General features: G+C 65.9%; 17 protein-coding genes, 2 pseudogenes and 1 other annotated feature. Of the genes and pseudogenes, 5 read left to right on the top strand and 14 right to left on the bottom strand.

The genetic code is table 11. The annotated features are described in order from the left end of the window. Nucleotides 1–8: 8 nt before the first annotated feature. The 11 genes and pseudogenes from FHX52_RS03915 to FHX52_RS03870 form a co-directional block, all read right to left on the bottom strand. Nucleotides 9–1,301, bottom strand: coding sequence for a hypothetical protein (locus FHX52_RS03915; RefSeq protein ID WP_141820089.1), 1,293 nt, complete (start codon nt 1,299–1,301; stop codon nt 9–11). A gap of 35 nt (nt 1,302–1,336) precedes the next feature. Then, a complete protein-coding gene (locus FHX52_RS03910; RefSeq protein WP_141820087.1) occupies nt 1,337–1,717 on the bottom strand; it encodes a hypothetical protein in 381 nt (126 codons plus the stop codon). A gap of 29 nt (nt 1,718–1,746) precedes the next feature. Next, entirely contained in the window at nt 1,747–3,279 is a 1,533-nt protein-coding gene (locus tag FHX52_RS03905) for a phage tail sheath C-terminal domain-containing protein (protein WP_185747071.1), read from the bottom strand. Between the two features lie 579 nt (nt 3,280–3,858). After that, nucleotides 3,859–4,251, bottom strand: a complete 393-nt coding sequence (locus FHX52_RS03900; RefSeq protein WP_141820083.1) for a transposase — start codon at nt 4,249–4,251, stop codon at nt 3,859–3,861. A 189-nt stretch (nt 4,252–4,440) separates the two neighbouring features. After that, nucleotides 4,441–8,703 (bottom strand): AAA family ATPase, encoded by a 4,263-nt coding sequence (locus tag FHX52_RS03895; protein ID WP_141820081.1) that lies wholly within the window; start codon nt 8,701–8,703, stop codon nt 4,441–4,443. A gap of 4 nt (nt 8,704–8,707) precedes the next feature. Further along, nucleotides 8,708–9,025 (bottom strand): trypco2 family protein, encoded by a 318-nt coding sequence (locus FHX52_RS03890; protein WP_141820079.1) that lies wholly within the window; start codon nt 9,023–9,025, stop codon nt 8,708–8,710. 310 nt (nt 9,026–9,335) lie between these two features. Next, nucleotides 9,336–10,229 (bottom strand): annotated as a pseudogene (locus FHX52_RS03885) (IS3 family transposase); the annotation flags it as partial. Continuing rightward, nucleotides 10,182–10,313 (bottom strand) — a sequence feature (AL1L pseudoknot). It overlaps the preceding pseudogene by 48 nt. After that, nucleotides 10,271–10,609 carry a transposase gene (locus FHX52_RS24715; protein ID WP_425460081.1) on the bottom strand — a complete coding sequence of 113 codons (339 nt, stop codon included), beginning with the start codon at nt 10,607–10,609 and terminating at the stop codon, nt 10,271–10,273. (Overlaps the previous feature by 43 nt.) Nucleotides 10,610–10,708: 99 nt before the next feature. Beyond that, entirely contained in the window at nt 10,709–11,554 is an 846-nt protein-coding gene (locus FHX52_RS03880; RefSeq protein ID WP_221630460.1) for an enoyl-CoA hydratase/isomerase family protein, read from the bottom strand. A gap of 183 nt (nt 11,555–11,737) precedes the next feature. Continuing rightward, nucleotides 11,738–12,598: an alpha/beta hydrolase gene (locus tag FHX52_RS03875; protein ID WP_141820077.1), complete on the bottom strand. Its 861-nt coding sequence runs from the start codon at nt 12,596–12,598 to the stop codon at nt 11,738–11,740. Nucleotides 12,599–12,716: 118 nt separating this feature from the next. Beyond that, nucleotides 12,717–13,649: an alpha/beta fold hydrolase gene (locus tag FHX52_RS03870; RefSeq protein ID WP_141820075.1), complete on the bottom strand. Its 933-nt coding sequence runs from the start codon at nt 13,647–13,649 to the stop codon at nt 12,717–12,719. A gap of 287 nt (nt 13,650–13,936) precedes the next feature. Here FHX52_RS03870 and FHX52_RS03865 point away from each other — a divergent pair, with 287 nt between their 5' ends. The 3 genes from FHX52_RS03865 (at nt 13,937) to FHX52_RS03855 (ending at nt 16,144) form a co-directional block, all read left to right on the top strand. Further along, the gene (locus tag FHX52_RS03865; protein ID WP_141820074.1) at nt 13,937–14,581 is read left to right on the top strand and encodes a hypothetical protein; all 645 of its coding nucleotides are present in this window, start codon (nt 13,937–13,939) and stop codon (nt 14,579–14,581) included. 221 nt (nt 14,582–14,802) lie between these two features. Continuing rightward, the gene (locus tag FHX52_RS03860; RefSeq protein ID WP_141820072.1) at nt 14,803–15,819 is read left to right on the top strand and encodes an AraC family transcriptional regulator; all 1,017 of its coding nucleotides are present in this window, start codon (nt 14,803–14,805) and stop codon (nt 15,817–15,819) included. Nucleotides 15,820–15,964: 145 nt separating this feature from the next. Next, nucleotides 15,965–16,144: a hypothetical protein gene (locus FHX52_RS03855; RefSeq protein WP_141820070.1), complete on the top strand. Its 180-nt coding sequence runs from the start codon at nt 15,965–15,967 to the stop codon at nt 16,142–16,144. A 287-nt stretch (nt 16,145–16,431) separates the two neighbouring features. Here the strand turns inward: FHX52_RS03855 and FHX52_RS03850 are convergent, their stop codons facing one another. Together FHX52_RS03850 and FHX52_RS03845 are read right to left on the bottom strand one after the other, a co-directional pair. Continuing rightward, entirely contained in the window at nt 16,432–16,650 is a 219-nt protein-coding gene (locus FHX52_RS03850; protein ID WP_141820068.1) for a hypothetical protein, read from the bottom strand. Between the two features lie 285 nt (nt 16,651–16,935). After that, on the bottom strand, nt 16,936–17,244 hold the full coding sequence (locus tag FHX52_RS03845) for a hypothetical protein (RefSeq protein ID WP_141820066.1): 309 nt from the start codon (nt 17,242–17,244) through the stop codon (nt 16,936–16,938). 108 nt (nt 17,245–17,352) lie between these two features. On the opposite strand from FHX52_RS03845, the gene FHX52_RS03840 reads away from it, so the two are divergent. Beyond that, a complete protein-coding gene (locus FHX52_RS03840) occupies nt 17,353–17,904 on the top strand; it encodes a Pycsar system effector family protein (RefSeq protein ID WP_141820064.1) in 552 nt (183 codons plus the stop codon). Beyond that, a complete protein-coding gene (locus tag FHX52_RS03835; RefSeq protein WP_141820062.1) occupies nt 17,897–18,625 on the top strand; it encodes an adenylate/guanylate cyclase domain-containing protein in 729 nt (242 codons plus the stop codon). Before FHX52_RS03840 ends, FHX52_RS03835 begins: the two co-directional genes overlap by 8 nt. A 166-nt stretch (nt 18,626–18,791) precedes the next feature. Here the strand turns inward: FHX52_RS03835 and FHX52_RS03830 are convergent. Beyond that, nucleotides 18,792–18,986: pseudogene (locus FHX52_RS03830) on the bottom strand (ISL3 family transposase); the annotation flags it as partial. Nucleotides 18,987–19,247: the final 261 nt, after the last annotated feature.

Raw genomic sequence — 19,247 nt, 5'->3', positions numbered from 1 at the left:
TGGCTCAGTCATCGCGGCAGCCCCCGTAGGTCGGCCGCACGGTCGAGTGCGGACGCTGCGGCGGTGAGGTCGAGCGCCTCGCGCGCGGCACGGTCCTGCCAGTCCGACGTAGGCGGGCTCTCCGGCTCGCCCTCCGACCTGGCAGCCCGGGGGCCTGTGCGCTGACCGAAGCGGGGGTGCTGCGGCCACGACAGGACTGTGGCGGCGCTCCACTCCCACGAGGACGTGCCGTGGGCGAAGCCCGCGGGTGAGGGCAGCCCGGTCGTCGGCGGCATTGGATCGATGTGCCCGGCGGGCTGAGGGTCGTTCGGGCGCGCGCCCGGCCAGATCTGACCCGGTGGTGCGACCGACGGGTCAGACTCGGCTTGGGTGGCGGCCGAACCGGGCCTGATGGGCGCGAAGGGTGCGACCGGAGAGTGCGGCCTAACCGGCCTGGTCGCCTGGGCGACCCAGCGGTCTGGCGTCGGTCGGTTGCGCTCGGAGCGTGTATCGGCGGCCTTGTGCGGGCGAGGCTCCCAGCGGCCGTCGCCCAAGCCATCCGGATGCTCGACGCTCCAGGTATTGGCCGCCTCGGAGGTCGTGGCCTCCGCCAGCTCCCACGTCGTATCCCGCGTGCTAACTGCCGTCTCCGCGCGGGCGTCGGCGTCACCACGGGGCGCGTCGAGCCGAATGCTGTCCTCGCGGAGGAGGCCGGCGATCAGCGCTTTGTCGAGCGGCTCGAGCCCGCGACGCACGAGCGCGGCCGCCAGGCGGTCGCGCGTGGCGAAGACCGACTCGTCCGTCTGTTGCGACGCATCTGTCTCCGGCATTGCGTAGGTGATCGTTGTCCAGCCGGTATCGCCACGATTGGCCTGGGCTGCTGAGCCTGCATCGGTGAGGCCAGGGGCGAGCGCATCGGCGAGCAGGTCGGCTTCGAGCGCCGGCATGTCGTCGGCAGCGGCTCCGACGCAGCGCCGGACGACGAGAGAGGTGCGCGTCAGCGCACCCGACATGGACGCCCCTGCCAAGTGGAGGGCCACGGCCTCGATCGCCGCCCTCATGGACTCGGACGCATCCGGCGTGAAACCGGGCGCCGCGGCCCGGGCCACGAGACGTGCGAGTTGCGAGGGGGGCTTCGGCGCGGGGCTGTGGCCCGTCGTGGTCGTCGCGAGGACGACGAGAGCGTCGCGCTCGGCAAGGGTCAGCGGGCGGACGACGCGACCCTCGAGGGACAGCCCGCCACCGGTCGCGGCCCCGCCCGAGAACGCGGTGTCGCCGACCACGATCTCCTCACGGTCGCTGATGATCTGGATGGCTGGCATCTCAGGTCCCGTCATCGTCCGCGCCCGGCAAGGGATCAGCTGCCGTCGCGCACGCGTGTGGCCGTGAAGGCGTAGACCGTTTCGCCGTGGCCTCCCGCGCCGATCGAGAACGACTTCTCGGTGAGCAGGCACTCGTCGAAACTGAGGGTCACCTCAGTGTCACCCTGGCGTAGCGGAGCGGCGATCTGGAAGAAGGTGTCGCCCACCAGCGCGTCGAGTGCGGGCGCCGACGACGCGACCCGGATCCGACCCTCCACACTCCGACCGCCGGTGATAACACCGATCCGTTCCGAGCTCCCGATCGCGTAGAGGTCGGTGCGGGCCGCGGTGCTTCGATACTCGACGGAGCGCACCCCTTCGATGGGAGTGCCATCGACCATCAGAGCGCTTTCGTTGGCGGAGAAGACCGTTGGCATGGTGTCGTTCCTTCCGTGAGTGCTGCCCGTCAGTTCTTCACGCGGATCGTGGCGTAGATGAAGTCAATGGCTCGTACCGGTCGGACCGCGATGTCGATGCGCACGATGCCCTGGGCGAAGTCAAGCTGCGTCGAGTACACATCGACGAGGAAGGCCGGATCCGACCCGTCGGTCGAGGGCACGAGCTGTCCGCCACGTTCCATGCGCGTGAACGTGGCGACGATCTGCTCGCGCAGCGCCGTGCGCGCATCGGCCGAGTTGAGCTCGCCGATGAAGTTCTCCGAGATGGCCTTCACCTCGCGGACGCAGGCGTCGGCCACCCTAGTCACCGAGATCTGGTCGCCGCTCGTGTCGAGCCCCCGCAGCACGATCACCCCGCGTCCCGTGCGCTGCTGCACGACCACCAGATTGTGCGTGGGACCGAGTAGCCGGTACAGCTCGCTCTCGCTGTATGCCGCCGCCGCTATACCGAAGAGTGGCACCGTCTTGAACGTCGGCGAGACCTCTGGGTTCGTCCGGGCAATGGCACCACACACCGCGCCGGCGGCACCGGCAGGGCTGACCAGCACGAAGCGTCGGTTGCGCACGGCCGCCGCATGGTCGCGGATCCGATCGAGGTCACGCTGCTCGGGCGGCGTCACGGAGCCGAAGGCGATGCGCGGCGACCCGGCGTCGGCTTGTGCGACCGCGTGCGCCACGAGGGACTGGTGCACCGTGCGCGTCAGCGCATCCGTGCGGGTGGGCTCGACCGAGGCCAGCACCAGGTTGATGCGCGAGTCGTCGCCGAGCCGGTCGATGGCCGCCTGGTAGTCGTTGGCGCTAGGCGACACGCCACCGGCGAGCGACGTCGGTGTGATTGCCGCGGGCAACCGGTCGGCGCCGGCGAGGGACGAAGCCTGTCGTACATGGACGGTCGCGCTGTCACGCAGAAGCACGGCGGGCAGATAGTTCGCCGAGTCTGGGTTCATCGTCAGCCGGGAGAACTCCTCCTGCTGCGCCCCGTCTCTGAAGACTCGCACACGCACGTTGTCTCCGGCAGGCGACTCGATCTGCACCGTAACGCCTGTCGGGTCGACTCCCGGCTCAGGAAACAACGTGAACAGCTCGTCGGTGGCGTTCTCGACGGGGACCACGACGCCCGAGCCATCGGTCGGTAGGACGTAGCTCCCCGGGGCGGGGGTCGCACCGCCCAGGCTGGGGTCAAGCGCGACGACGTAAATTGAGCGCGTGTTGATCGTGTCGAACAGATCTTGATGACTGCCCGCCTCCACGACGAGGTCGGGGAACTCCTCGACCACTTGTCCGGAGCGGAAGATGCGCAGGCTCACCCGCACGGGATCACCGTCGGAGTTTGTGACCGACCGGACGTCGACGGCGACCTCCTGGGACCACGTGCCGTTGGACCGGGCACGCAGGATGACTGCGGGGTTCGACTCGGCGTTGAGCAGGGCACGGCTGCCCGCGCTGCCGCCGTTCACTGCCGAGATGACGACCTCCGACGCGCCGTTGCCGAGCGCGTGGATGATCTCGGGGGCCGATGCCGCTGTACCGGGTCCGAGCACGGTCGCCACCTCTGCCACTCGGGTGACCCCGACGAGCAGGTTGGATGAAGGTGGTGGTCGGTCGACGATCGCAGCGACCCCCACGACCCCAGACGGCGCGGGGAGCGGAGGCAGCACATCGAACCGCGCCTCTACATGGACTCCTGGAACGACGAGTGTGGCCATGGACTTCCTCCATTCGCACAGCGCGGAGATGGAACGTGCACCAGCGGGCGGCCGTATCCGGCCCGTCGACGAATCCTGACAAACCAGTCTGGTCCCATTTCGCGTGGCGCGTTGGGCTTTTCAAGATTTGGTCCCTTTGCGCTGTGAGAACGAAGACCTTCGGAGACTAGGGCCTATCCCACGCCGCTGCCGGAGGCCTCGTGTCCACGATATCCGCCGCGTCGCGCCATGACCTGAGCGACGCCCAGTTGGCGCTGTTGGAGCCGCTGCTGCCTAGCGGTTTGCCCCGGGACGGCCGCGCCGACTTCCGCTGCGGGCCCTGGTCGACGGGGTCCGGCACGCACCCGGGTCGGCTGCCCGCGCCGAGCCCCACGGGGCTGCCGGCTCTTCCACCCGGCAGAGGGCATCTGCCGGTCACGACGCCGCCGACCGTCCCGGCGTTTCGCGTGATCGAGGCTCAGCGGCGCGAGCCAACCCCCTGGCAGTACCCCTCGGGTTACCCGGCTCTCTGCCTTTGAGGGGGGCGGATGCTGATTTCATGCCGGCCCGGCGCAGCTCCTTGACCTCACGCTCGAGCTCGGCGATCCGCTTCGCCTCCGCTGACGTCACGCCTGGACGGTGCCCCTCGTCGACCTCGGCCTGCTGGACCCAGTTACGCAACGTGTCCGGGTTGATCCCGAGCTGTTCGCCGACCCGTTGCAGTGCCCCCTGCTTGGTGTCCGGATCGCGCCGCAGGTCGACGGCCAACCTGATCGCTCGCTCCCGAAGCTCCTCCGGGTACTTCCTCGGTGCTGGCAAGACTCTCATCCTTCCGTGGAATGAGAGCCTCCATCAGACCCGGAACGGGACACTGACCATCGCCGGGCACGAGCACACCGCGGCCGACCCCCTCACCGACACTGCCCGCGACGTCATCAGCGCGACCGGCACCGATTGGCCGAACACTAAAGCGTACGGCTCGGGTCAGACTTGGCAGCGAGGTACTCATTGGTGGCCTCAGGTATACAGCGTTGCCATTGGCGCCAGAAACCAAAGATTCCCGCGCTGATCGCCGGCAACGATCCGGTCCTTCGCTGCGTCGACGCACCGGAAGGGGGACGCGCCTGCGATAGTGGCGCACGGTAGGGCCCCGTGAGGGTCCCAGATCCGAAGAGTTGCGTCCCAGCCTGCTGTCACCAGTTGGCCGGATAGAAAGCACGTGCCAAACACTTGGTGCCCGGTCATCTCAGCGCGCCGGACGGCGCCGGAGCCGTCGAGCGCGAAGACGGTAAGGTCCTGCCGCTCACGGTCTTTCCAGCTCGTGCTCCAGTCGGTAGGCCGCCTAACCGCCCACACCGCCGACTCGTCTGGGTCGATCAGTAGGAAGACGTCGGCGTGCTCAACCTCTCCGAGCACTTGGAGGGTCGCTCCAGTGCTGGCGTCAAGGAGGCGGACGCTGTGATCGTCCATCAGCGCATAGAGCTCGAACCTACTGGGCGAGCCGACGCAGCCGAGGACGCCCGAGGCGACTGACTCGGACTGGCCAACGCCATCAAGGTCGAGGACCTTGAGGCTCCCGTCCTGTAGCACCGCTAGTGCCCGTTCCTCGTCGAACCGGCTCACTACCCTGGGCTCGCCCCCGAGATCCACCGGCCGCAGTCCGCTGCGCTCCCAGAGGATCACGTGCGTACGCGCATAGAGAAGCGGTAAGTGGCTGCGGCTGGAAGTGGCCGCGCCCCCGCGCCGCCCTGCGTCACGGCCGCTGGTAAGGAACGACACCTCGCCGTACTTGTCTCGAACGGGGACCTCAGCCTCCCAGACACGTGTCGCTGTCTCGGCATCGAACACCCGTAGAACTCTCCCCAACGTGGCGATGCGCTGGGCGCCGCCGAAGTCGCAGAACTGGACGAAGCCGTAGGACACATCCGTGGGGAGCGCCATAAGGCGTGTGCCCGTGCGAGCATCCCACACTGCTGGACGCTCATCTTGAGGAGCCGAGCAGGCGAACTTAGCGTCTGCGTCCACGGTGCAACCGTAGACCAACTTGGCGTGGCGATCGGGCCGGATCGTCTGCACCCGGCCGTCGAGCGACCAGAGCCGCACCGTGTTGTCGCCACCGCCGCTCAGCGCGTGACCTCCGTCACGTGTCACCGCGCAGCAGTCCACCGTGTACGTATGCCCGCCGTAGCGAACGAGCGCGCGGTCGAGCTTCATGTCCCAAACAACCAGCTCGCAACCCCACTCCGATGTGAACATCACACGGCGTTCGTCGAGCAGACAGCAGTCGGATACCCCATCTCCGAGCCCGGCTGCGCGGAAGTGAATCGAGCCATCGGCCACCTGGGCGACCACAGCGCTGCCCCTGGTCACGACGGCCACATGCCGACCGTCTGGGCTGAAGGAGCACAGAATCGGATTGTCAGACTCCAGCGGCACCGTGCAGACCTCGCTGCCGTCGCTCAACCGCCGTACAGAGCAGCCAACGTCCGTAGTCGTCGCCAGCAACACGCCATTCGGATCGATGTCCATATCGCCAACCGATGGGCTTCCCGGTGGCAGCGAGTGTTTGGTTCCTTGGTCCAGGTGATGGACTTCCACGTCTCCCGAGGTCCGGCAGACAACGAGCGTCTCGTTGTCTGCAAAGCCCACCCGCGGCGTGTCCTCATCGGGGGGGAACGGAATGTCGAGCAACGACCTGCCGTCCTCCACCCGCCACGCCCGCACCCGGACGTTCATCGAAGGCCCGGGTCCTACCGCCTTGAATGCCGACGCGACCCGGTGGCCGTCCGGCGTGATCGCGCAAGATTCGATGTCGCAACGACCGCTCTGGGGATCGACGGCGATGACCAGCCGCGCCGTGCCGCGCTCAAGGTCCCACACTCGCAGTGTGCCGTCCCAGCCCCCGGACACGCCCCACCGAGCGAGGGCGTCCACGTCGCACGACCGCACCATGCTGGTGTGGCCGCGCAAGATTGCGAGCTCGTCGCCGACGTCCACCGCCTGCACCAGCCCCCAGCCTGAGCCTAACCCGGAGAAGTGCTGGCGAATCCGGTCGCGCTCCCATCCAATGCAGGTGAGCCGGTTGTGAAGCAGGCTCGGAAACTCTCGCGGATGGGACTCAAGCCACTGGCCTTCATGGCGCAGGGTTCGCGCAAGCACGTTGGCCCGCTCGGTTAGCCCCACAGGCTCGTCGGTAACAGGAATGTCGGCAAGTCTGGCGCGCATGAGTTGCGGCCCGAGCGCCTCCAGTGCCGCGATGCCATGGCTCAGATCGGCCAACAGCGCATTGACGCGCATCCAGTCCTGGGCCTGCGCCGAATGCAGGAGAGCCCAGCGAGCCGCGTACTCACGTACGAATGAAGTCGCATCCTCTGCCGGCGGCCATGTCGCTAGCTCTTCGGCGAGCAACTCATGCCAGTGGCGACGAAGGTCGGAGGACATGCGGTCGCCGCTGGTCAGGAAACTGCGCGTCGATTCGTGGAACGGCCGGTAACGCGCCTCGCCACCGTGCCAGCGCTCGTCCTCTTCTAGCAGGAAGGGCAGCGCGTACTGCTTGAATTTGGCTAAGTAAGCGGGATGACGCCACCCAAGTAGTCGCGCAACGATGGACAGCGGTAGCGCCTGCCCTGCAACGGCCAGGAGGCCCAGTCCGTTGAGCACGCGCAGTGACATCTCCTCGTCGAGGTCAAGTAGCCTAAGCCACATCCCCTCGAGCAGCGCCTCGAACCCAACGGGTATCTGTCGCGTGTCGCGCATCGTCGGGTCGGCCGCAAAGACCTCGGCCAGCATGACCGCGTGCAGGATGTTGCCCTGCGCGGCATCTGCAGCTGCAGTGATCGATTCATCGTTGAGCGGGGGCGCGAACAGCGGTCCGCGCTGCCGCCAGTACGCCTTGACGAGTTGACGGTTCTGCTCGCTCCAAGGCGCCTCGTCTAGATCCATGACGTGGAGCCCCGGCCGCTGCTCTAGCCAGCCCAGCTGTGGGTAGCTCGGGCGCGAAGCGCACAGGACGAACACCCCTTCGGGCAGCGACGCCGGAAGAAACCGGCCCAAGCTCTCGCCTGGACTGAGAGCGGCTTCGTCTAGGCCGTCGATCACGATAACGAGCCTGTGCCCATCCGGCTGTTGCCGCGCGGCCTCAGCCAAGAGCCCGTATAGCCCATCGAGACCCCCCTCCGACGCCGTTCCGAGTGAGCCGCAGATACGTTCCAGCCGCGCGCTTAGATTACGCACTACGGTGTCCGGCTCATCCCAGTTTCCCTGCCCGCGCCGGATGAAGTGATGCGGCACGGACTCAGTCCCGGAGGCCGCTTCCAGTCGGTCGAGCATGACGCTCAGGATCGCGCTCTTCCCAGTCCCCGGGCTGCCCTTGACGAGAATCCACCCCTGCGACGCCTCCTCGAGCCACGTGTGCAGTTTCTCGAACACGGGCTCACGGCCGATGACCGCGGTGTGACGCGCCCGCTCTTGGGCAAAGTCGATCAGTCCTGGGGCCGCTGGGGGCAACTCGTGTTGTCGATCAGTGGGCCGCGGGACAATCGTCAGATCCGTGAGGCCCGTGGCGCCGAGCCTCACCCACCACTCGAGTGGGTCGGTCACGCCATGGCCCCACGCGTCATGCGTTGGATCGGCTTCTAGCGCGGTCAGTGGTACCGCGGTTATCGCGCTTGGACCCTCACGCGGCGCGTGCTCGTCGACCACGCCGAGCAGCATCCCGTCGACCACGACCGGACCGCCCGACATCCCCGACCACTGCGACTGCCCGAGCGTGTACTTCTCGTCAGGCAGCGGCCGGGGCTGCTGCATGACCAATAGGCTCAACAGGCCCCGGCCCAAGGAGGAAAGCACCGGCACTGTTCCGATCGCGTCCACGCTGTCTCGACGCGGTTTACCAGACGTGCTTTTCGTTAGCGTGAACGCCGGAAAGCCCACCGCGTGGCAATGCGTCACTTCCTGCGCCGTAGCACTGTCACGGTCGACACGTGCCAAGGGCATTGCACTCAGGCCGTCCGGATCCATGCCCAACGCCTCCGGATCGTCGATCTCGATCAGGGCCAAGTCCGGGCCGTCTCGAGGGCCCAGTAACCGCAACGAAGCAGGGGACGCGAGTCGATAGCCATCCTTCACCGTCAGCTGCTGCGCGCCCACCACGACGTGGCCGGCGGTGAGAACCGTCCGGCCTGCGACAATGCAACCAGAGCCGTACCGCCACTGAGGCTTTGCGCCCGCTCCAAGATCGGCCTCGATTTGAACCACTCGGGCCGACAGCGGCACCATCATCCTGTCACTCTTCGCGTTCGTCGCTGGTGTCTGCGACAGGGACAGGATTACCAGACCGGTCGACTGGCTCTCTGAAAACAATCGTCACGGTCTGTTTCGTGGCATTCTGGAGCCCAACCCCGCCGCCAAGCTCAATTTCGACGATCGGCACCTTGAAGCCGGCCTTGCCCTCCTTGTCCACTGTCGCCGCGACCTCCAGCTCGACGGTCATCGACTCGATTGGGAGCTGGATTGCTTTGTTTGCGCCGGCAGCGCGAGCCCGCAACAGGGAATCTCGAAGAGACTCGATCGCTGTGGCTAGCTCTAGTCCCTCGATGGCCATCGCGCCTCCTCGTAAGTACATAATGACGGTACCAACGGGTCAAGCCCCGGGTTTGGGTTTTGAGTCCGGACCGTCTGTTGAACGGTGTTTCTGGCTCGACTGAGGTTGCCCCCGTTTGACGGACATCCCGGATGCGCGCCCACGCGATCGTGGGCATCAGCCCGCGTCCGCGGCGGCCGGTGACCACGATCGTGGACCCGTCCCGGCACGCCATCCCGGATTTGGTGGCTCGCCGGTTCGACCAGGGTGAGCTGAACCGGGTGTGGACTTCCGACATCACCTTGATTCACCCCGGGTTTGTTGGAGGCCTTCAGGGTGTTGCCCCCACGAGCTGTGGGGGCTGTCGTGCAGCGTAGTGCTTGGTCTCGTACTCGATGGGTGGGATGTCGCCGAGGCTGCCGTGTAGGCGGCTGGTGTTGTACCAGTCGACCCACTCAGCGACGGCGATCTCGAGGTCGTCGATGCTCTTCCACGGCCCGCGTCTGGACAGGAGTTTGGGGTTGCGGATCAGCTCGGTCTTGAACGTCGAGTTGAACGCCTCGGCTGCAGCGTTGTCGTACGAATCGCCTTTGCTGCCAACGGAAGCGACGAGCTCTTCCTCTTCCAGTCGTTCGGTGTAGCGGACCGCTCGGTATTGCACGCCGCGGTCGCTGTGGTGGATCAGGCCGGTCAGGTCGTGCCCGGCCCGCTGCCGGGACCAGATGCCCATCTCGAGGGCGTCCAACGCGAGGGTGGTGTGCAACGAAGTCGACACCTGCCAGCCGACGATCCGCCGGGAGTACATGTCCATCACGAACGCCGCGTACACCCAGCCCGAGCAGGTCCGGACGTAGGTGATGTCCGCGACCCAGAGCCGGTCGGGTGCATCGGCGGTGAAGTTGCGCTCGACGAGGTCGTCCGGGTGCGCGGGCCGCGCGGGCAGCGTGGTCCGTGGGTTCCTGGCCTTCATCAGCCCGTGGATCCCATGCAAGCGCATCAGCCGCTCGACGGTGCACCGCGCCACCGGCTCCCCCTGCCGGCACAGGCTCCGCCACGTCTTCCGCGCCCCGTACACGGCGTAGTTCTGCTCGTGGACCTTCTCGATCCGCGCCAGCGTCGCCGCGTCGCTCACGGCCCGCGGCGAGGGCGGCCGGACCTTGGCGGCGGAGTAGGTGCTCGGGGCGATCTGCGCGCACGTGCCCTGCAGTGCGTCGATGATCGGCTCGACCCCGTGCTCGTCGCGGTGCTCGTCGACGAACTGGACCTTTAGCGCTGTTGGCGGTCGAGCTCCGCTCCGAAAAAAGTCGCGGCCTGGCGCAGAATCGTGTTCGCGCGCTTGAGCTCGCGAACCTCTTTGTCCAGTTGCAGGACTCGTTCCCGGTCCGTGACCGGCTCGGCCTCGGTCACCGCCGCAGCGGCCGACGGACGCCGACCGCCGGCCTCAGCAAGGCGAACCCAGCCGCGCAGCGCCTCCGGGTTGATGTCCAACTGCCCAGCGATCCGCGCGATCGCGCCACGACGCGTACTCGCGTCAGCCCGAGCGTCCAACGCCAGCCGCGTCGCTCGCTCCTTCAACTCCTCGGGATACTTCCTCGGTGCAGGCATGAAACCGATCCTTCCGGGTCATCAGCCTCCACGAAACCCGGGGTGAATCACTCGCAGGGCGCCCGAGTTCCCGACGTACGCGACCAGGCGTCGACGCCTTCACATGCGCGTCAGATGTCTTCCTAGGTTGAGCTCGAACTCGCTGTCGGTTTGGCCGCCGCTCTGTAGGAAGGTGGTGACGTGCCCTGCGACTTCGGCGCCGGCCGACACCTCGAAGAACTTCGCCTGTGTTTCCACCAGGTCTGTGGGGTCGGCCATTCGGACCCGGGTGTTGAGAAGCTGCTTGGTGGCGGCGATTGGCGCCTTGTCGAACCCCGAAACACGCTCGGCAAAGCGCGTGACGAACTCGTCGAGGTCGGCGTCGGGTATCGAGCGGTTGACCCATCCGTAGCGTTCTGCGGTGTCGGCGTCGAAGTCCTCGCCGCCGGTGATGATCTCGATGGCCCTGGCGCGTCCGACGGCGAGTGGTAGCCGCTCCATTCCGCCTCCTCCGGGGAAGAAGCCGAACCCGATCTCGGGTTGCGAGAGGATGCCGAGCTCTCGGGAGGCGAACCGGACGTCGCGGGCGAGCAGGAACTCACTTCCGACTCCGCGTGCTCGGCCCCTCAGGACTCCGACTGTGACGAGAGGTGCGTTCTCCAGCCTCCGTAGGACGTCTGGCCAGGGTGGTAGTCCGTGTGCTCCTGGCCTGTCGGCGGTGTGGTCGGCTTGTTCGGCGGCGCCGCCGACCTTGAGCAGGTCGATGTGCGCCATGAAGTACGTGGGATTGGCTGATTCGAAGGTGACGATCTTGAGCTCGGCATCGCCTTCAATGCTGGTGACCAGCTGTTCGAAGTCGTGGAGGACCGTTGGGTCGTAGAGGGTGATGGGCGGGTTGTCGAAGGTGATCTTCCACCATCCGGGGCTGATTTTGGTGACCTGCAGGGTGCTCATTGGTGTCGGCATGACTTCACTCCTTGGGTGGGCTTGGCGAGGGTGTCAAGGACGGTGGCGGTGTTGCCGGCCGACTCGCCGCGAGCGAGCCGCCCTTGCACCTGTTGAGGTGATGGGGCCTGTTCTGCCGGCGCCGGACCGCACCGACCCAGTGATGGGAAGGGCGGTCCGGACGCCTGCTGAACGTGGTGGGGGCTACTTGACGAAGCGTGAGATGAAGTCGAGCGAGAGCTGCGCGACCTCCTGCCACCCGTCGTCGATGGTCAGTGAGTGCCCACGGTCGTCGATCAGGGAGTACTCGGTGACGTGGTGCTGGTTCTTCTTCTGGCGGTTGTAGATGGCCTTGGACGTGGCGTCAGGCACCTGGTGGTCGAGGCCGCCGGACACGACGAGCATCGGGCCACGGTCGTGGTTCTTGTTCTCGGCCTTGGCTTCGGTGCCGGGGTTGATGTTGGAGAAGGCGGCCTGGAAGAGCGGAACCCCCGAACCGGCGACGTGGTACGTCTCGTAGATGCGGTGCGCTTCTTCCTCCGGTACGGCGTTGGCGAAGCCGTAGCGAAACTGCTCGTAGGTCAGCGCGACGGCCTTGTGCCGGTTGGCGGGGTTGGACAGGACTGGTGACGCTGATTTCAGGGCCGACACCGGCAGCGGCAGAACGCCGCGTCCGCCGGCGGCGTCGATGGCGACTGTCGCTGCTGACAAGCCCCTCCCGGCGAGGATCATCACGAGCAGACCGCCGAAGGAGTGCCCGACGAGGGCGGGCTTGCGGTGCAGGCGCTCGATGATCTGCTGCTGGTAGGCGGCGATGTCACCGACACCCTTGCCGGCGAACACGTCAGGGTTCTGGTGCGCTTCCTCGACGGTGGCGGGGTCTTCGGGCCAACCGGGGGTTACGGCGGCGTATCCGTTCTCTTCGAAGAACGCCGCCCACCGATCCCAGCTGCTGTCCAGGAGCCACAGGCCGTGGACGAAGACGACGGGCTGCTTGCCCGAGGCGTTGGCGCGCTCGACCTCTTCGAGCTCGGAGACGGTGGGTTCGAACATTGTGTGAGCCATGACGGCTCCCTTCTGAGGGTGCGGCGTCAGCGTCCCTTCCCCTCGTCCCGCCCGACTGCGCGAGACTGTCGGGCTGGACGAGGGCAGGATCGTTGAGCAGTCCGCGAGATGGGTGGGATCAGCGCGTGGAGCGGTCGGCGCGGAGGATGAGGTCCGCCACTACGCTCGGGTGAGAGATCATCGCGACGTGCGATGCGTTGACCTCGACGGTGTAGGCGCCCATCCGCTCAGCCATGAAGCGTTCGGCGGCAGGTGGGATGGCGTTGTCCTGCTTGGCGACGACGTACCAGGACGGAATGGTCTTCCACGCCGGGGCCCCTGACGGCTCGCCCAGGGTTGCGAGGGCGCCGGGGCGTTGGGTCGCAGCCATGACGGCAGCCTGGCCCTGGGGTACGTCGGCGCAGAACACGCTTCGGAACACCGTCGGGTTGATGTACCCGTCGAGGCCGGTGTCTGTGGGACTGGTGGAGTACGCGCGGATGATCAGGTTGTCCGGGGTCAGCATCCTGCCGGGGAACTTGCCGGTGAGGTCTCCGACGCTCTCTCCCTGGTCCGGGCCGAACGCGGCAACGTACACCAGGGCCTTGACGTTGGGGTTGCCGGTGGCGGCGTTTGTGATAACGACTCCTCCGTAGGAGTGTCCGACCAGGATGACGGGCCCGTCGATGGTGGCCAGGACACTGCGCAGGTAGGTGGCGTCACCAGCAACGGACCGCAGGGGGTTGGCGGGGGCGATGACCGGGTAGCCCTCTGCTTGGAGGCGTGTGATCACGCCGCCCCATCCTGAGGCGTCGGCGAAGGCGCCGTGGACCAGGACAACGGTGGGCTTGGCGCCTGCCACGCCCGAGGGGGCCTTGGCGTGACTGGTGGTGGGCTGGGCGGCCGGACGGCTGGACAGGTTCGTCGCGGACGCCGACGTGGCCGCCGTCAGCAGAGCGGAACTGGCGGCAAGGGCCAACAGCCCGGTGAGGGCACCGGCGATGCCGGCGAGTCGGCGCAGTCGAGGGTGGCGATGTGGGATGGGCTTGCCTAGCGGTTGCGGGGTTTTCATGACGCGGTCTCCTTCTGAGGCGGTGAACCGGCCGATAGCCGTGGTGGAGGGGCCGCTCCTGCTCTCGAGGTGACCCGCCCGTGGCGCTTCGTGATGGTCAAGCGGGAGCGCCCGGTAGCAATGCGACACGTCACCCGTACCTGAGCGGTATCCGGTTCCTGATGCGTCCTGACCGTAGGCGCGCCCGTAGCTGGGTAGTTGTCCCTGCGTGCACAGGTACCGTTCTGAACGTGCACACCTGGGAGGTGGGGCCGCGACGGGGAAGCGCGTCGCCATAGCGTGAACGCATGGTTCACGAGCCGCCGCAACGAACGCAGGCCATCTTCGTGCCGGACCGTGGTCCGTTGGCACCGGCATGGAAGAGGTGGACGGCGCTGTTCGACGAAAACGGCTACGAAGCCACGGTCCTGCAAGCCGCCGACCATCCAGGAGCCGCCGGTGAGATCGCCGACCTGCTTGACACCGGTCGAGCGCCGGTCGTGGTGGGCCACGGTGCCGGCGCCGCCGTGGCGATCGCCGCAGCGCACCGCCCCACGGCGCGGCGCTGGGGGCCACCGGCAGCTCAAACCCACCGGGACGTTGAGACGGCGACACGAGGGGAACGGAAGGTTCTGGGCGCCGCCATTGCCCTTTCCCCGACCCGCACGTCCCGGTTTGGGTCTCCGCCGGCGCATCGCACGGGTCGGCCGCCTTGGGCGGCACGACGGCACCGACTGCCCGAGGTGCCGGTCCTGCTGGTCGTCGGTGGTCGACAGTCATCCCACGAGCAACGCACGGCCCTGCACCTGGAGGAGAAGCTGCGTCGGGCAGCCAGAGATGACGTCACCGACCGGCAGGTGTTCTCCGGCCTCGGCCAGGACCTCCCGGTGGGTGAGGGTTGGCGAGATGTGGCGTACTTCGTGCTGGACTGGCTGACTAGGCAGGACTTGTAATGGTGATCTGCCACGGTCGATCATGGGCATGTTGCCTTACGAACGGCCTGCAGTTCGTCGCCGAAGGTTGGCCATGACAACCGGCTTGATCGCCTGGGCAGTCACTCGAACGGATCGCGAAGACGCCATCCAGGGCGCCGTGCCCACGTCGCCCATCAGGTGCGGCCTCAATACGCCCTGATGGCGCGGGACGTCTTGAACCGCAGTGAGATCGGATCGTCATGACTGTGCTCCTGGACACCCGCACGATAGCTCCCGAAGACCGAGCCGAAGCCCTGCGCGACGCCATGCGCCGAGTCGGCATCCAGGCCGACGTCAGCTCGTTCGGCATGCCACCCACCGCCAAGGTCGAAGGGTGGGACCTCGGTGCGGGGTGCACCTTGATGCGCCGCGTCAGCTCCGGCGTTCGCCTCGTTCGGTCAGCCCGGTCCGTACACAGTGATTCGCCACCACGGGTCACGCTGACACTGCTCAGCGCAGGTCCATGGGGATACGAGCATGACGGAGTCCAGGAAGTCGGGAGCCTCGTTGAGCCAGAGCTGGTCCTCGTCGACCAGCTCTCACCGTACGAGTTCCGCCGGAGAGCACCCGGTCGCACGGTCGCCCTCACCCTCCCGGCCGATGCAGTCGGTTTGCCGCGCCGCGCGCTACCGGCGGCATCCGTTGGCTTGCGCAGAGACGACGCCCTCTACGCGCTGATGCGCAACCACCTGCGCGACATCTCCGCCCTGGCAACGAACCGCCCAGACCTGCTCTTAACCGTCGCACCGGCCACCACAAGCCTCATGCGCGCCCTGCTCGCGACCGCAGCCGACGCGCCAACGCTGCAAGCGTCCACGGCAGCGGAGAACCTCCGCTACCGCAGCCAGGCCTTCATTCGTGACCACCTGAACGACCCGGCCCTCAACCCCGCTCTGGTTGCAGCCGCACACAACGTCTCGATACGACAGCTCTACAACGCGTGGAGCGGCGAAGCCCGAACCATCGCCGAGTGGATCATGACCGAGCGACTTGAGCTGGCGCGGATGCTCTTGCAGAAGGGCGACAGCGCAGCCCACACCGTCGCCTGGACCGCGCACACGGCAGGCTTCGTGTCCGCCGCCCACTTCACCCAACGGTTCCGTGCGGCCTATGGCATGTCGCCGCGTGAATACCGCGCCCAGTCCTCAGGTCCATTGGCGATGCCCCCGCGGCCCCGCCTTGGGCCGCAGCGGCCCGACATGCGCAAGCCGACATAACGGCGAGCCCGTCGCTCCGCGACCTGGTACTTCTCGTCGCGGCGATCAACGCCGCGTCCATGAGGGCGCTTCGCGGCGGAGGGACGCGGGTCGTCAACGCGCTCACCGCGGCAGTTCCGGACGTTGGTTGCGGGACACTCGGCCCATGAGATTGAGCCCTGGAGATGTCATTGAGGCGATCATCGACGAGTTGGTCGTGGGAGAGCTTGGTGAGCAGCGCGCCTCGGTTCGCGTCGATCGACTCGCACCCGGCAGCCTCTTTCTGGACTACGGGGACGCCGGACGCTTCCGTCTCGATGTTGTTGCTTTCACGGATGAGGGATAAACAAGCCAACGCATCCTCTTCCAGCGCGCGCCCGCCGAGCGCCAAGTGCGTGCGTTGACCAACGCCGTTTGCCGGTGACAAACGGCTTCGGTTCTGGTGCATTGATGCCAGCAAAGCGGATAGGCTTCTGGAAGCTGATACGGAAGCCAAGGCCGATGACTGCCTCGATGGTGTCGCCATCGTGGACGTGGAGCAGGGTCGCGTTGTAGGTGTAGCTAGGTTGCACTCATGTCTGCCCGTTATGCATCCACCACAACACGGGTAGACCAGGCCGTAACGCGTCGAGGCTAGGCGGCCGGCGGTAGCTCAGCTTTGGCCGCGTCAGCGTCTTCCTTGGCACGGCGGCTGGGCATCGCGGCCTTGAGGGGCAGGACGACCTGCTTCTCTGGTTCTGCGACGCCGCGCTTGTGGAGCCACATGGCGTAGCCCACTCCGATCAACAGGAATAGCAGAGGCACCACGGCAAGGGTGGTCACGGTAAGAGCGACCCTCAGCGACCAGTCCATCGGGAAACCTCCCTTCTAAGCGGGTGTACAGGATGTGGACGAAGCAGTAGTTGCTTCCGTAGGAACCTGAGTAGATGGTGACAGGTGCCTCCGACCGACACGCCGAGCCAACGGCCTGCTGAGGGCCGCTCAAACGGCCTGCTAGCGCTCTGCTGTCTCCTGGTGCTTGATGACATCACCGCCTCTTTCACCTCTTCATAGGGCTCGGGGGCAGTTGGACAGGACCGCCCTTTAGACGCTTGCGAACCTGGCCGTCTCGACCTCGTCGGGGTGCATCGCTGCACGTCAGACGCTAGGCGCGTAGTCAGCACGACAACAACCTGAGCGCTCAACACGGCCTGGAGCCTGTGGATAACTGAGGTTCAAGTACACCCTCGGCGACGCCGATGTGCAGGCTCTCGACGTTGTCGACAACGTGGTCGAGAGCACCGTGCCGCCGTCGGTGTTGATGATGACGGTGAAGCCGAGCTCGTTGGGCTTGTAGATGAAGTAGATGACGATGCACACGGTTGTGTTGAAGTTGTCGACGTGGTGGGGGACGGAGTGGTTGGCGTCAACCTGCTTGTCGCTGGTGCTGACGATGTCGTCCTCCACAGCGCGCTTCGGACGCCCACAAGCGCCCCCTCGCTAGGCTGGTAGAGGCTCGTAACGACTGAGTGACAGGGGACAACGTTCGTGTGGTTTGGAAGAGAGCCTGCGCCCGTGGTGGTGACATTAGGCCCTGACGAGAGCGGACCGGTCGACGCAGCAGAAGCTTGGAAGGCGGTAGGCCTGGTCAACGACTGGGTTAAGCACGCTGAGTCAAAGGCCGGTGCCCTCATGGCGGCGTCAGGCGTTACGGGAGGGGTCCTCTACAACTTGGTCAAGAGCCAAGACCATCCAGGCGGCTTCCTAGCAATTGCGGCGACTACCAGTGCCGTCACCGTGCTTCTGGCTGCGGCATGTGCACTGACGGCATTGTGGCCGAGACTCCATGCGTCGGAGCCCCCAACCAGCCTTTTGTACTTCGAGCACATCGCAAGAAGGCATCCGAAGTCGCCAGCGGCGTACATCGAGGAGTTCAAGGCACTAGCGACGAACCCTGATTCCCTACTGGAGCAGCTGGCTCAGCAGGTCTGGGCAAACGCGCGGGTAGCGAAGAGGAAGTACTTCTGGGCTGGCCTTGCGCTCCTCTGCCTGGCCGTGTCGCTCGTGACCCTGGCCTGCGTCGCACTCAATATCTCACTAGTCTCGATAGGGGTTATCAATGGATAGCAATCATAAGGCGTACGACCACTTGGCCTCATTCGGTCGAATCGATGAAATCTTGGCACAACCTCAAGGTAACTTCGAAGAGAAGAAATCTCTCCCTGATCGAGATACCCTGACCTACACGAATGGCTTCTATGCATACTGCAGTGCCGTCTTCATCGATATTCGCGATTCTTCCAAGTTGCCGACCCTGTACAACCGGCCTGCGTTAGCGAGACTCTATCGGGCTTTCATATCTGAGATGGTAGCCGTCCTCAACTCGGACGAGAATGCTCGAGAGATCAATATCGTGGGCGATTGCGTCTGGGCCGTTTTCAACACAAGTACCAAGCCGGATCTCGACACTGTCTATACGAAGATGTGCACAGCCAACAGCTTGCTGAAGGTGCTCAACTACAAGTTGAGCAAGAAGGGGTACTCGACGCCGATAACGATCGGGATCGGGGCATCGTATGGGCGCGCCTTAATGATTAAGGCTGGTTACAACGGCAGCGGCCTGGCAGATGTCGTCTACATGGGTGACGTGGTGAATCAGGCATCGAAGCTGGCGGCCAAAGGCGGAGGCGCAGAAGTCTCGCAGCCTATGGTCATGGATGGCACATTCAGGCAGAACCTCAACGATCACAACAAGGCCCTGACAGCATATGACCCTAATGTCGGCGCATACACCTCGAACGCAATCATTAAATCGATGAATGACTGGTACACCGCTAACTGCAATTAGCTGCTATTCAAAGATCAGAGGACGTAGACCGCCTGGACGTTGGTCGGGGTGAAGCTCGGAGTCGTGCCACCAATGGTGTAGACCACGCGCCAGGTGCGCGGCAGCGGGTGCGACACGGCGGCGTTAGCGGGCACGGTGGCTCCGGGGTAGACGCACAGGACATGGACGCCAGCCGGCGCGACACGCTGTCGCGGACAGTGCCCTGACAACCACAGCGGCGGCACCACTGGTCAGGGTCGACGACCCAACAGGCCAGCACCGCCCGATCCGAGCCCACCTGTTGACCGACCACCTCCAAGCCCAACTCATCGAGGCGGCAGAACTTACTCAGGTCAGGGGTCGCGAAGGTAGCGTCAGCCACGTCGAGGTCTTCCGGGTGGGGAGCGTCAGAACTCCCATCATCGGAAGGCCTCGACCCCTACCCCGACACCGACGCGCCCGGGCTAGCTAAACCCTCGATTGGTATGAGCCACTTCAGGTCGTCACGCGGCGATAGGGGCTGCCGTTCACGTGGACGTCTTCCAGCAGAGTGATGTGAGAACGTCCATCTTCGGGACGGTGACGCCTAGGACCGACGCGCCGCCACCTCCCATGAGATGGCGTGGGGGCGGAGGCTGAGCAC

The sequence above is a fragment of the Humibacillus xanthopallidus genome (assembly GCF_006717145.1).
In the GTDB taxonomy this organism is placed as follows: Bacteria; Actinomycetota; Actinomycetes; order Actinomycetales; family Dermatophilaceae; genus Humibacillus; species Humibacillus xanthopallidus.
This window is presented reverse-complemented; position numbering and strand designations above follow the sequence as displayed.